The organism is Stenotrophomonas sp. JAI102, from assembly GCF_013409105.1.
Classification (GTDB): domain Bacteria; phylum Pseudomonadota; class Gammaproteobacteria; order Xanthomonadales; family Xanthomonadaceae; genus Stenotrophomonas; species Stenotrophomonas maltophilia_AA.
Genome location: NZ_JACCCI010000002.1, coordinates 952,753 through 966,030, shown reverse-complemented (window position 1 = coordinate 966,030; position 13,278 = coordinate 952,753). Strand labels below are relative to the sequence as shown.

The window sequence follows — 13,278 nt, the reverse complement described above, 5'->3', positions numbered from 1 at the left end:
CATCGGCGCAACGCTGCGTGGCCCACGGCGCAGCCCCCGCCTGCCCCAACCTGTCTTATGCTCGGCGGGCACCCCGGCAAGGAGCGGCATGTACGACTACATCGTGATTGGGGCCGGCTCGGCCGGCTGCGTGCTGGCCAACCGGCTCAGCGAAGACCCGGCCTGCCGGGTACTGCTGCTGGAAGCCGGCCCGCGCGATACCAACCCCTTCATCCACATGCCGGCCGGGCTGGCGCGGCTGGTCAACAACCGCCGCATCAACTGGAACCTGGAGACCGAGCCGGAGCCCGCGCTCGGCGGCCGGCGCCTGTGGTGGCCACGCGGCAAGGTGGTGGGGGGATCGAGTTCGATCAACGCGATGTGCTACGTGCGCGGCGTGCCTGACGATTACGACGGCTGGGCAGCCGGCGGCGCCACCGGCTGGGGCTGGGAGCAGGTGCTGCCGTGGTTCCTGCACAGCGAGCGCAACAGCCGTGGCGCCAGCGCGCTGCACGGCGATGCCGGCCCGCTGTCGGTCTCCGACCTGCGCCACCACAATCCCCTCTCGGCTGCCTTCATCGCCGCCGCACGGGAAGCCGGCCACGCGCACAATCCCGACTTCAACGGCGAACAGCAGCTCGGCGTGGGCCTGTACCAGGTCACCCAGCGCGACGGTGCACGGTGTTCTAGCGCCGATGCCTATCTGCGCCCCGCGCGCCAGCGGCGCAACCTGACCGTGCTCACCGGCGCGCAGGCGACCGCGCTGAGCTTCGAGGGCACGACGGCGACCGGTGTGCACTATCGACGCGGGGGTCGCCACCTGCATGCGCGCGCGGCAGCGGAGGTGATCCTCAGCGCCGGCGCCATCCACTCCCCCCACCTGCTGATGCTGTCCGGCATCGGCGCAGCAGACGCGCTCCGCTGCCACGGCATCACCCCGCGCGTGGACCTGCCCGGGGTTGGCCGCAACCTGCAGGACCACCTCGACATCTGCACCGTCGTGCATACCGGGCCGGGGGTCAGCTACGACCGCAGCAGCGAGCTGCGCATCGCCGTCGATTACTTCCTGCGCGGCCACCGTGGCGCCGGCACCAGCAACCTGGCCGAGGCCGGCTGCTTCGCCCGCTCGTCGCTGGCCACCGATGCGCGCGCCGACGTGCAGTTCCATTTCGTCCCGGCGATGCTCGACAACCACGGGCGCCATCGGCTGCCCGGCGATGGCTACACCCTGCATGCCTGTCCCCTGCACCCGCGCAGCCGTGGCCAGCTGCGCCTGCGCGATGCCGACGCACGCTCGCCGCCGCGCATCCAGGCCAACTACCTGGGCGATGCCGACGGCCATGACCTGAAGATGATGCGCGAATGCGCGCGCCTGTCCGCGGAGATTCTGCGCCAACCCGCCTTCGATCGCTGGCGCGGCGCGCCGGTGTTTCCTTCCGGCACCGATCTGGACGACGCCGCACTGGACGCCTTCATCCGGGCCAAGGCCGAGACCATCTACCACCCGGTGGGCACCTGCGCGATGGGCCGGCACCCCGAGGCCGTGGTCGACCCGACCCTGCGCGTGCACGGCACCGAGCGGCTGCGGGTGGTGGATGCCTCGGTGATGCCGCGCCTGGTCAGTGGCAATACCAACGCGCCGACCCTGATGATCGCCGAACGCGCCGCGCACTGGATCCGGGCGGACGCTGGCTGAACAGGGGTGCGCTGAGCGCCCCTCGGAGATGCGCGACCTCAGCCTGTCGTGATCGCCAAAACCCGCATGTTTTCAATGTGATACGCATTCATCTTCGATTCGTTTGTGCAATGGCGAAAAGCGGCGCTAGAATCGGTCCCAGCAGTCGCGCACGGGCACCCACACGATGAACCAGAACAACAGGCGCCGACCGATCCGTTCGGCGGCCACCGGGTTGTTGGGCATGTTGATGCCCATCGCCATGTCTTCCACCGCGCAGACGCCCGCCACGGCGCCCGCCGCGTTCCCGGTCAACATCGAGGAGTCGGCGCCCAGCGCCGCCCCGCACACCCAGCCTGCCGCATACCGCACCACGGCCGCCGGCCGGAAGGTGCAGCCGCCTGCGCAGGGCTTCAACGTCGCCGCGATCGAATCGATGGCGCAGCAGCTTACCTATGGCGAACGCGTGCCCGGCATGGCCGTGGCGATCGTCCAGGGCGGACGCGTGCTCAGCGCGCGCGGTTACGGCGTCACCGACGTCAACAACCCGCAGCAGGTCGACGCCCACACCGTGTTCCGCCTGGCCTCGCTGTCCAAGGCCTTCGCCGGCACCATGGCCGGCCTGCTGGTCAACGACGGCACGCTGCGCTGGGACAGCAAGGTTACCGACTACGTGCCCGGCTTCCAGCTGAGCACGCCCGAAGCGACCGAGCGCCTGACCGTGGCCGACCTGCTCAGCCACCGCGTCGGCCTGCCCTACAACGCCTACGACCGCGACGTCGAAGCCAACGCCGAGTACTACACGCTCACCCACAAGCTGGCCGCCACCTCGCTCAAGTGCCTGCCCGGCGACTGCTATGCGTATCAGAACGTGGCCTTCAGCCTGATCGGCGACGTGGTGTACGCCGCCTCGGGCAGCTTCTACGAGCAATCGGTCGAGCGCCGCCTGTTCAAGCCGCTGGGCATGGACGACGCCAGCCTCGGCCTCGCCGGCATCCAGGCCAGTTCGCGCTGGGCACGCCCGCACGTGCGCAGCCGCAACGGCTGGGTCGCACTGACACCCAAGCCGACCTACTATCGCCTCGCCCCGGCCGCCGGCGTCAACGCCAGCGCCAGTGACATGGCGCAGTGGCTGCTGGCCCACACCGGTCACCGCCCCGACGTGCTGCCCGCCCCGCTGCTGGCCACGCTGCACGCCAGCCTGATCAGCACCCCGGGTGAAATGCGCTCGGGCTGGCGCCGCGAACGCCTCAACTCGGCCGGCTATGCCCTCGGCTGGCGCACCTTCGATTACGCTGGCCACGAAGTGATCTTCCACGCCGGCGCCGTCCAGGGCTATCGCGGCCTGGTCGCGCTGATCCCCGAGCGCGACCTCGGCATCGCGATCATGTGGAACGGCGAAAGCAGCCTGCCCAGCGGCCTGCTGCCGACCGTGCTCGACCAGGCCATGGGCCTGCCGACGCAGCGTTGGCTGGACGTGGACACCGACTTCGGCAGCGACAACCTGATGGCCGAAGACGCCGCCCCGCAGGGCAAGCGCAAGGGCGTTTCGTCGAACCGCGCGGTCGCCTCGCCGCGCTGATCCGCCCACGAGTGGCATCGAAAAAGGCGACCTCAGGGTCGCCTTTTTTGTGCGCTCTTCTGGCGTCGCCCATAAAAAAACTCCTTCCCCGCTGGGCTGCCAGGGAAGGAGTCTCAGGTACGGCTATCGGGAAAAACTTAGATCAGCGGTGCCGGGGTTGCCGGCAGAGCGACCGGAGCGGCCTTCTTCTTGCGAACGGCCGGCTTGCGCTTTGCGACCTTCTTCACTGCCTTCTTGGCCGACGCCTTCTTGGCCGGCGCCTTGCGGGCGGTCGCCTTCTTGGTCGCCTTCTTGGCGGTGGCCTTCTTGGCTACCTTGCGGGTGGCCTTCTTGGCGGTCTTCTTGGCAGCCTTCTTCGGAGCGGCTTTCTTGGCTACCTTGCGGGTCGCCTTCTTGGCCGTCTTCTTTACCGCCTTTTTCGCGGTCTTCTTGGCGGCTGCCTTCTTCGCAGTCTTCTTGACGGCCTTCTTCGCCGTCTTCTTCACTGCCTTCTTCGCGGTCTTCTTGGTCGCGGCCTTCTTTGCCGTCTTCTTCACGGCCTTCTTCGCCGTCTTCTTCACGGCTGCCTTGCGGGCGGTCGCCTTCTTGGCCGCCTTCTTCACCGTCTTCTTGGCAGCCGCCTTCTTGGCTACCTTCTTCACGGTCTTCTTGGCAGTCGCCTTCTTAGCGACCTTCTTGGCTGCCTTTTTGGCGGCCGGCTTTTTCTTCGCAGCTTTCTTGGTTGCCATGGGATGGCTCCTCGTCAGTGATCTATGGAGTGGAAACGCCCAGGTAAAGCAAACCCGCCGTTGCTGCGTCGCGGGGACCGCCGTCGCGTCATGCGCGTCGTGACGGATACGGAGACACCTGCCCTGTGCGGCCAGGCAGATATCGGATCAGGAAGGGTCTTGCGGTTCGCTGAAGGAAGCGAAGCCATCTCCACCGTCATCGGACGCGAGGTGGATGTCCAGGTTGTGCTTCGCGACTTGATGTCGATTCTGCTCACTCTGTTCGCAGGCAAGGTCTGCTGAGGCGAAACCTAATCACGCTTTTTTTCACTGTCAACAACCCCGGCGAAAAATTTTCACACCGGCGCCTTGCCGCGACGCCCCCGCCGCGCCCTGCGATCACCCCGCAAGCGCGCCACGGCATCGCCCGCGCGGGCACCGCATGCAAGCAGGCGCTGACACCGTCGAAAAGAAAAACACTTAAAAGAAGCACTTTCGTGTCGCGACATCGCAACATCGCCGTGTACTGCGGCATCGCCGTGGTCACGCACCGGGTTGGATCGCACCCGCCGCGGGACTGCCCGTGCGGACCTTAAACGGACCGAAAAACTTTTCACATCCGCCCGCGCTTTTTTCGACCCGATTCGCGTAACTGCGCAAACTTTTGACCGTCCGGCACCGACGCGTTCGTGCCTGCCATCGGCGCTCGAACGTCGCCGACGCGTCCACATCGATCCCGCATCGGCATGCCGTCGGTCGTCGACGCGGGTCAGATCACCGGCGCGCATCGACACCGGACCGATCGTCATGAGGCGGTCGGTTCGCGCGCAATGCAGGTCCGCAACACGCACGACCCTCACGCACTACTAACGGCATCGACACGCACCCGGCGCGCGGGCAAAAAAAAACGGCCGCACCAGGCGGCCGTTCTTCTCACCGGAAACGCGATCAGTGATCTTCGTTTTCCAGCAGCTCGGCGTAGTCGTCCGGACCCAGCAGTTCGTTGACTTCGTCCAGCCCGGCCACTTCGACGACATAGATCCAGCCGTCGCCGTAGGCGTCTTCGTTGATGGTTTCCGGCTTGTCGCTCAGGGCCGCATTGACCTCGACGACCGTGCCGGTGATCGGGCTGTACACGTCCGAAGCCGCCTTGACCGACTCGACCACCGCCGCCTGTTCGCCGGCCTTGACCTCCTGGCCAACCTCCGGCAGTTCAACGTAGACCAGGTCGCCAAGCAGGCCCTGGGCGTGGTCGGAAATACCGACGGTGACGCGGCCGTTGCCTTCAACGCGTGCCCACTCGTGGGACTTGAGGAATTTGAGGTCGCCGGGGATCTCGCTCATGGGACTGCTCCGAGGAATATCAGGGGGGGGTCAAGAAACGGGGGTAGTGTAACCAACCGGCGCGGATGCGCATGCGTCCGCACCGGGTACATCACGGCATCAGCCGTCGATCAACACGCCGGGCTGGGCCTGGCCTTCGCGCACGAACGGGAACTTCACCACGCGCACCGGGATCTGCTTGCCGCGGATGTCGACGCGGACGTCGCCCAGGTCGCCGCCCGGCACGCGCGCGAACGCGATGCCCTTGCCCAGCGTCGGCGAGAAGGTGCCGGACAGGATCTCGCCTTCGCCGCTGGCGGTCAGCACGACCTGGCCGTGGCGCAGCACGCCCTTTTCGTCCATCACCAGGCCGATCAGCTGACGGGCGTTGCCGGCCGCCTTCTGCGCCTCGAGCACGTCGCGCCCGATGAAGTCACGGCCTTCGTCCAGTGCCACGGTCCAGGCCAGGCCGGCTTCGTACGGGGTGATCTCTTCGTCCATGTCCTGGCCATAGAGATTCATGCCCGCTTCCAGGCGCAGCGTATCGCGCGCGCCCAGGCCGGCCGGGCGCACGCCGGCGGCGGTCAGCGCCGTCCAGAACGCGACCACGGCGGTCTGCGGCAGCAGGATTTCGAAACCGTCTTCACCGGTGTACCCGGTACGCGCCAGGAACAGCGGGGTGCCGTCGGCGGTGGTGGTTTCCAGCGCGGCGAACCGGCCGAGCTTTTCCAGCGCGGCGCGATCGCTCTCGCCCAGCAGGCCGATCACCCGCTCGCGTGCCGTCGGGCCCTGCACCGCGATGATGGCCAGGTCTTCGCGCTCGATGACCTCCACGTTGAAGGCGGCCGCCTGCTCACGGATCCAGGCCAGGTCCTTTTCGCGGGTCGAGGCGTTGACCACCATGCGGAAGAAATCGTCGGCCATGTAATAGACGATCAGGTCGTCGATCACGCCGCCGCGGGCATTGAGCATGCACGAGTACAGCGCCTTGCCGGTCGCCTTCAGCTTGTCCACCGAGTTGGCCAGCAGGGTGCGCAGGAACGGCTTGACCTGATCACCGCGCAGGTCCACCACGGTCATGTGGCTGACGTCGAACATGCCGGCATCGCTGCGCACCAGGTGGTGCTCGTCCAGCTGCGAACCGTAATGAATCGGCATGTCCCAGCCACCGAAATCGACCATCTTGGCGCCGAGTGCGCGGTGGGTATCGTTGAGAAGCGTCTTCTGGGTCATGACCGGTTCCGGGGGAATGAAGGCAAGAAAGCATTATCCCAGAACCGCCTTCACAACGCCTGCGGCGGTGCGGGAAAACCGCGGATCAGGCCGGCTGCACCTTCAGCGTCATGCCCTCCACCGCCACCACCCGCACCGGGCTGCCGGCCGGCAGATCCGGCCCGGCCACCACCCAGAACGCATCGTCGATCTTGGCCCGGCCCTTGCCGGCCACGATGGCCTGGTCGAGCACGACCACCCGTCCGATCAGCTGCTCGGCGCGCCGGTTCAACAGCGGCTGGTCGCTCTGGCGATCATGCGATCGCCCCCAACGCCGGTAGCACTGGATCGAGACCACGCTGAGCACCACGAAGGCGACCACCTGCCACAGCAGCGGGATGTCGGCGAATACCGCTACCAGCACGAACACGGCGGCGGCGCCGATCCCGATCCACAACATGAAGGCGCCGGGCGCGAGCGCCTCGGCGGCGAACAGCACCAGTGCCAGCGCGCCCCAGGCCACGACTTCCCAGCGCATGTCAGCCTCCGATCCGCGGCGGGACGCCGCGCGTGGCTTTCTTCTCTTCCTGCTTGGCGAACGCCTCGCGTGCCAGTTCGGCGACACCGGCGATCGAGCCGATCACGCCGCTGGCCTCCATCGGCATCAGCACCAGCTTCTGGTTCGGCGAGGTCGCAAGTTCCTTGAATGCTTCCACATACTTCTGCGCGATGAAGTAATTGATCGCCTGCACGTCGCCCTGGGCGATCGCCTCGGAGACCATCGTGGTCGCCTTGGCTTCCGCCTCGGCCAGGCGCTCGCGCGCTTCGGCATCGCGGAAGGCGGCTTCCTTGCGGCCTTCGGCTTCCAGCACGGTGGCCTGCTTTTCGCCCTCGGCGCGCAGGATCTCGGACTGGCGCGAGCCTTCGGCTTCCAGGATCTGCGCGCGCTTCTCGCGCTCGGCCTTCATCTGCCGCGCCATCGCGTCGAGCAGGTCGCGCGGCGGCTGGATGTCGCGGATCTCGATGCGGTTGACCTTCACGCCCCAGGGGTTGGTGGCATGGTCGACGACGCTCAGCAACTGGGCGTTGATCACCTCGCGCTGGCTGAGCGACTCATCCAGGTCCATCGAGCCGATCACGGTGCGGATGTTGGTCTGCACCAGGGCGATCATCGCCACTTCCAGGTTGGCAACCTCGTAGGCGGCCTTGGCGGCATCGAGCACCTGGAAGAACACCACGCCGTCCACGCGCACCGCGGCGTTGTCCTTGGTGATTACTTCCTGGCTGGGCACGTCCAGCACCTGCTCCATCATGTTCACCTTGCGGCCCACCCCGTACACGATCGGGATCAGGAAATGCAGGCCGGGCGACATGGTGTGGGTGTAGCGGCCGAAGCGCTCCACGGTCCATTCGTAGCCCTGCGGCACCATCCGCACGGCCTTGAACAGGATGACGACGGCCACGAAGGCCAGTACCAGCGAGAACAGCATGGTCGGAAACATCAGGTCACTCCCTTTCCCCGGAATCGTAGGTCCGAGTATAGCCACGCCGTCTTCACGCGACCGTAGGGGTTTTCCGCGGACCGGTGCCGATCCGGATCAGGCGGTGCGCGGGGCGAACATGATGACCATCATGCCGGCCAGGCACAGGCCGACGCCGAGCAGGTCCCACCGGCTGGGGCGGATGCCGTCGACCAGCCACAGCCACATCAGCGCGGTGCCGACGTAGACCCCGCCGTAGGCGGCATAGACCCGCCCGCTGGCGGTCGGGTGCAGGGTCAGCAGCCAGGCAAACACCGCCAGGCTGGCGGCGGCCGGCAGCAGCAGCCACGCGCTGCCGTCCCTGCGCAGCCACAGCCACGGCAGGTAGCAGCCGACGATCTCGGCCACCGCGGTCAGCACGAACAGCAGCAGCGTCTTCACGGCTTGGGCTCGTCCGCCTTGGCCTGCTGCCAGAGCGCTTCCTGCGCGTCCAGGTCGAGCGCGGCCATCGACTGCCCGGCGGCCTCGGCCTGGGCTTCCATCGCCCGGAAGCGGCGTTCGAACTTGTGGTTGGCCAGGCGCAGGGCGGCGCCCACGTCGACCTTGGCGTGACGGGCCAGATTGGCGCAGACGAACAGCAGGTCCCCGAGTTCTTCCTGCAGGCGCGCGTGGTTCTCCTCGACCGGGCCGCGCGCGAATTCCGCGGCAACCTCGTCCAGCTCCTCGCGCACCTTGTCCATCACCGGCGCCGGGCCCGGCCAGTCGAAACCGACCCGTGCCGCGCGCGCCTGCAGCTTCACCGCCCGCTGCCATTCCGGCAGGCCGCGCGAGATGCCGGCCAGCGCGGAGGTGTCGGTGTGGCCCTTGGCGGCACGCTCGGCGCGCTTGATCGCCTCCCAGTTGCTGTTGACGTCCTCGGCCCCCTCGACCTGGACCTGGGCGAACACGTGCGGATGGCGACGTTCCATCTTGTCGCTGATCGCGCGGGCGACGTCGGCGAACGCGAAGGCGCCCTGCTCCTGCGCCATCTGCGCGTGGAAGACCACCTGCAGCAGCAGGTCGCCCAGTTCGTCCTTGAGATCGTCCAGGTCGCCGCGGTCGATCGCATCGGCGACCTCGTAGGCTTCCTCGATCGTGTAGGGCGCGATGCTGGCGAAGTCCTGCTGCAGGTCCCAGGGGCAGCCCTGCAACGGATCGCGCAGGCGCGCCATGATGCCCAGCAGGCGGTCCAGTTCAGGGGTGGCAGGCATCGTTGCTCCAGTCAGGTCAGGCGGGCAGCCACGCGCGCCACGGCAGGCGGGTATCGCCCAGCGCGATGAAGTCACCGTTCAACAGGGTGTCGCGGCGGTTGTAACGGAACGGCTTGCCGGTCCCGGCCGAGAGCACCGCGCCACCGGCCGCGTGCAGCACGCATTGCCCGGCGGCGGTATCCCATTCGGAGGTCGGGCCCAGCCGCGGGTAGACGTCCAGCGTGCCTTCGGCCAGCCGGCAGAATTTGAGCGAGGAGCCCTGTGCAAGCACCTCGATATCGCCCATGCGGTCCAGCAGGGCCTGCGTCTGCGCGCTGCGATGCGAGCGGCTGGCCGCCACCCGCAGCGGTGCCGAAGCCGGCGTGCGGGTGCGCAGCACCGAATCGCGCATGCCGTCGCGGCGGTAGGCCAGCTCGCCGCGCATGGCGTGCCAGACCTGGCCGGTGGCCGGGGCCAGCACCACGCCGAATGCGGGCGCGCCCTGGTAGATCAGCGCGATGTTGACGCTGAACTCGTCGTTGCGTTTGACGAACTCACGGGTGCCATCCAGCGGATCGACCAGCCAATAAGCGCCCCAGTGCTGGCGGATCTCCCACGGCACCTGCGCCGATTCCTCGGAGAGGATCGGCAGCTCCGGGGTCAGCTGCGCCAGCCCGCGCTCGATCACCTGGTTGGCCCCGAGGTCGGCGGCGGTGACCGGGCTGTGGTCGGATTTGATCTCCACATCGAACGGCGTGGCGTACACCGCCATGATGGCGGCCGCTGCGTCCTGGGCGATGGCGATGACGGTTTCGCGCAGATCCGTCGTGAGTTTGATCATTCCTTCCGTCCCAGCCACTCGCGGGCGATGAACAGCGCCGCCAGCGATCGGCCTTCGGAGAAATCCTCGCGCAGCATCAACTGGTCCAGATCGGCCAGTTTCCACGGCACGACCTCCAACTCCTCCGGTTCATCGCCGACCAGGCGCTCGGGGTACAGATCGCGCGCCACCACCAGCCACGACTGGTGGCTCATGTAGGTCGGGGCCAGGGTCATCGCGCGCAGCACGTCGACCCGCCGGGCACCGTAACCGGCCTCTTCCTTCAATTCGCGGTCGGCCGCCTGTTCGGGCGTTTCGCCGGCGTCGATGCGGCCTTTCACCAGGCCCAGCTCGTAACGGTGCATGCCGGCGGCGTATTCACGCACCAGCAGCACGGTCTCGTCATCGAGCATCGGCACCACCACCACGGCGCCGTGGCCGCGGGTCACCAGCCGCTCGAAGCGGCGGCGTTCGCCGTTGGAAAACTCCAGATCCAGATGCTGGCGCTGGAACGGCCCGCTTTCCTCGTCCGTGATCTGGTGGATGATGGGCAGGCGACGGCTCATGCGAGCATCTCTAGAATGGGTACTGGTGAAAACGTGTTCATGAGCCCGAAATGCTAGCAGACCCAGCCCCCCTCACGCTGGCCGATCAGTGGCGGCAACGCGATCTGGCCGTGCTGTGGCACCCGTGCACGCAGATGCGCGAGCACCCCGACACCCTGCCCCTGCTGCCGATCGCCCGCGGCGAAGGCCCGTGGCTGATCGACCACGATGGCCATCGCTATCTGGATGCGGTGAGCAGTTGGTGGACCAATCTGTTCGGCCATGCGCAACCCCGCATCGGTGCGGCCATCGCCCAGCAGGCCACCCAGCTGGAACAGGTGATGCTGGCCGGCTTCAGCCACGAGCCGGCGGTACGGCTGGCCGAGCGCCTGCTGGCCATTGCCCCGCGCCAGGCCGGGCGCGATCCGCTGGCCAAGGTCTTCTATGCCGACAACGGCTCGGCCGGGGTCGAGGTGGCGCTGAAGATGGCGTTCCACTACTTCCGCAACCGCGGCGAGAACCACCGCACCCGCTTCGTCGCGCTGGAGAACGGCTACCACGGCGAAACCCTGGGCGCGCTGTCGGTCGGTGACATCCCGCTGTACCGACGCGTGTACGCCCCGTTGCTGACCGAGGCGCTGTTCGCGCCCTCGCCCGATGCCTACCTGGCCGAGCCGGGCCAGAGCGCCGCGCAGCGCGCGCACCAGGCCGCCGACGCGCTGGCCACATTGTTCGACCAGCATCCGGGCGAGATCTGCGCTGTGATCCTGGAGCCGCGCCTGCAGTGTGCCGGTGGCATGCGCATGTACGACCCGGTCTATCTGCAGCGTGCGCGCGAGCTGTGCGATGCCAACGGTGCGTTCCTGATCGCCGATGAGATCGCCACCGGTTTCGGCCGCACCGGCACGATGTTCGCCTGTGAGCAGGCCGGGGTGATGCCGGACCTGCTGTGCCTGTCCAAGGGCCTGACCGGCGGGTTCCTGCCGCTGTCGGCAGTGCTGGCCACGCAGGCCCTGTATGACGCCTTCCTCGATGATTCGCGCGAGCGCGCTTTCCTGCATTCGCACAGCTACACCGGCAATCCGCTGGCCTGTGCCGCCGCGCTGGCGACCCTGGACATCTTCGCCGGGGAGGACGTGATCGCGCGCAATCGCAGCACCGCCGAGGTGATGCGTACCTTGGCCGCACCGTTCGCCGACCACGCGCACGTCGCCGATGTGCGCCAGGCCGGGATGGTGGTGGCCTTCGAACTGACCCGCAATGGCGACAAGCGCACGCCGTTCCCGGCTGAGGCCCGGGTCGGGCTGCACGCCTACAAGGCTGCGCTCAAGCGCGGGGTGGTGCTGCGCCCGCTGGGCAATGTGCTGTATTGGATGCCGCCGTACTGCGTGGAGGATGAACACTTGGATCTGCTTGCCCTGACCACCCTGGCCGCCATCGACGAGGCCGTCGCATGCGCGTGACCCGCAGCCATATCGATCATCCGCTGGCGGTCGGGCAGACCCTGGCGCTGCCCGAGGACGCCGCCAACCATCTGGTCCGCGTGATGCGCCTGCGCGAAGGCGACGGCTGCGTGCTGTTCAACGGCGATGGCCAGGACTACAGCGCCACCCTGGTCACCGTAGGCAAGCGCGATGCGCAGGTGCGGATCGAGAGCGCCACCGCGCTGGACAACGAATCGCCGCTGCACATCACCCTGCTGCAGGGCATCGCCCGCGGCGAGAAGATGGACCTGATCCTGCAGAAGGCCACGGAGCTGGGCGTGCAGGCCTTCGTGCCGGTCAATGCCGAGCGCACCGAAGTGAAGCTGGATGCGGCCCGCGCGGAGAAGCGCCTGGCGCACTGGCACAGCGTGGTGGTCTCGGCCTGCGGTCAGTCCGGCCGCGCCCGCGTGCCCAGCGTGGCCGCGCCACAATCGCTCCAGGACGCCGCCAATGGGGTCGCGGCCGAGGCATTGAAGTTGACCCTGGATCCGCAAGGCGAGCACCGCTTGTCCACCCTGTCAGCGGCACCGGGCGGCGTGGTGATCGCGATCGGCCCGGAAGGCGGCTGGTCGCCGCGTGACCGCCAGGCGCTGGCCGCAGCGGGCTTCCAGGGCTTGCAGCTGGGCCCGCGCGTGCTGCGCACCGAGACCGCGGGTCTGGCCGCCATCGCCGCCGTGCAGGCGCGTTTGGGCGATCTGGGCTGAAGCAGAAACGGGGACGGAGGTAGTTAATCGGCACGATTAACTACCTCCGTCCCTGTTTTTTTCACCCCGCGACGGGGAAGGCCTCGTCAAGCGCCGCTTCCAGCGCATCCAGATCGGGCAGCAGCGCGCTCTGCTCACCCAGCAGCACGCGCATGTGCACGCCCTGCGGCAGGGTGTCCTCGGAGGCATCAGCCAGCAGCCCGTCGCGCGGCACCGCGATCAGCTGCGGGAAGGTCTGGGTCAGCAGGGCGAAGTACGGTCGGCGGGGATTACCCCCCAGCGCCTTGAGCACCACCACCTTGTTGTTGGCCACCACCGGCTCGTCGCCCTGCCCGGACAACCGGGCGAACGACAGCAGCGGGACGTCCCAGCCGTGCCAGGCGATCTGCCCGACCAGCCAGGCCGGTGCATCCGGGACGGTTTCGACCGGCACCTTGGACATCATTTCGGCCACGGTGGCGTTGGGCAGCAGCACGCGTTCGTGCCCGGCCTGGATCAGGACACCGCGGATTTCGTCGTTGCTGGCGTAACTCATGG

Annotated in this window: 13 protein-coding genes and 1 pseudogene; 5 read left to right on the top strand and 9 right to left on the bottom strand. The window is 67.8% G+C overall.

All coding sequences use genetic code 11. The features are described from left to right. The first annotated feature begins 88 nt into the window (after positions 1–88). The 3 genes and pseudogenes from HDC96_RS12875 to HDC96_RS18450 form a co-directional block, all read left to right on the top strand. Positions 89–1,675, top strand: a complete 1,587-nt coding sequence (locus tag HDC96_RS12875) for a choline dehydrogenase (RefSeq protein ID WP_179460309.1) — start codon at positions 89–91, stop codon at positions 1,673–1,675. 223 nt (positions 1,676–1,898) lie between these two features. Further along, positions 1,899–3,236 (top strand): serine hydrolase domain-containing protein, encoded by a 1,338-nt coding sequence (locus tag HDC96_RS12870; RefSeq protein WP_257018712.1) that lies wholly within the window; start codon positions 1,899–1,901, stop codon positions 3,234–3,236. Between the two features lie 189 nt (positions 3,237–3,425). Further along, a pseudogene (locus HDC96_RS18450) lies at positions 3,426–3,965 on the top strand (hypothetical protein); the annotation flags it as partial. A gap of 926 nt (positions 3,966–4,891) precedes the next feature. On the opposite strand, the gene gcvH reads toward HDC96_RS18450, so the two are convergent. From gcvH to nudE, 8 genes are all read right to left on the bottom strand, one after another. Further along, positions 4,892–5,287 (bottom strand): glycine cleavage system protein GcvH, encoded by a 396-nt coding sequence (gene gcvH / locus HDC96_RS12860; protein WP_179460306.1) that lies wholly within the window; start codon positions 5,285–5,287, stop codon positions 4,892–4,894. Positions 5,288–5,386: 99 nt separating this feature from the next. After that, positions 5,387–6,499, bottom strand: coding sequence for a glycine cleavage system aminomethyltransferase GcvT (gene gcvT / locus HDC96_RS12855; protein WP_179460305.1), 1,113 nt, complete (start codon positions 6,497–6,499; stop codon positions 5,387–5,389). Between the two features lie 85 nt (positions 6,500–6,584). Next, the gene (locus HDC96_RS12850; protein ID WP_179460304.1) at positions 6,585–7,016 is read right to left on the bottom strand and encodes an NfeD family protein; all 432 of its coding nucleotides are present in this window, start codon (positions 7,014–7,016) and stop codon (positions 6,585–6,587) included. Between the two features lies 1 nt (position 7,017). After that, positions 7,018–7,980: an SPFH domain-containing protein gene (locus HDC96_RS12845; RefSeq protein ID WP_046272684.1), complete on the bottom strand. Its 963-nt coding sequence runs from the start codon at positions 7,978–7,980 to the stop codon at positions 7,018–7,020. Between the two features lie 96 nt (positions 7,981–8,076). Beyond that, complete coding sequence (locus HDC96_RS12840) at positions 8,077–8,400, bottom strand: YnfA family protein (RefSeq protein WP_179460303.1); 324 nt, start codon at positions 8,398–8,400, stop codon at positions 8,077–8,079. Beyond that, the gene (mazG, locus tag HDC96_RS12835) at positions 8,397–9,209 is read right to left on the bottom strand and encodes a nucleoside triphosphate pyrophosphohydrolase (RefSeq protein ID WP_179460302.1); all 813 of its coding nucleotides are present in this window, start codon (positions 9,207–9,209) and stop codon (positions 8,397–8,399) included. The genes HDC96_RS12840 and mazG overlap by 4 nt, the downstream gene beginning before the upstream one ends. A gap of 16 nt (positions 9,210–9,225) precedes the next feature. Continuing rightward, a complete protein-coding gene (gene cysQ, locus HDC96_RS12830) occupies positions 9,226–10,029 on the bottom strand; it encodes a 3'(2'),5'-bisphosphate nucleotidase CysQ (RefSeq protein ID WP_179460301.1) in 804 nt (267 codons plus the stop codon). Next, positions 10,026–10,574, bottom strand: a complete 549-nt coding sequence (gene nudE / locus HDC96_RS12825) for an ADP compounds hydrolase NudE (protein ID WP_121039027.1) — start codon at positions 10,572–10,574, stop codon at positions 10,026–10,028. Before nudE ends, cysQ begins: the two co-directional genes overlap by 4 nt. 50 nt (positions 10,575–10,624) lie before the next feature. On the opposite strand from nudE, the gene bioA reads away from it, so the two are divergent. Continuing rightward, positions 10,625–12,016, top strand: coding sequence for an adenosylmethionine--8-amino-7-oxononanoate transaminase (gene bioA, locus HDC96_RS12820; protein ID WP_179460300.1), 1,392 nt, complete (start codon positions 10,625–10,627; stop codon positions 12,014–12,016). Beyond that, positions 12,007–12,741: a 16S rRNA (uracil(1498)-N(3))-methyltransferase gene (locus HDC96_RS12815; RefSeq protein ID WP_179460299.1), complete on the top strand. Its 735-nt coding sequence runs from the start codon at positions 12,007–12,009 to the stop codon at positions 12,739–12,741. The genes bioA and HDC96_RS12815 overlap by 10 nt, the downstream gene beginning before the upstream one ends. Positions 12,742–12,802: 61 nt before the next feature. Here the strand turns inward: HDC96_RS12815 and HDC96_RS12810 are convergent, their stop codons facing one another. Further along, a complete protein-coding gene (locus HDC96_RS12810) occupies positions 12,803–13,276 on the bottom strand; it encodes a chemotaxis protein CheW (RefSeq protein ID WP_176990619.1) in 474 nt (157 codons plus the stop codon). Between the last annotated feature and the right edge of the window lie 2 nt (positions 13,277–13,278).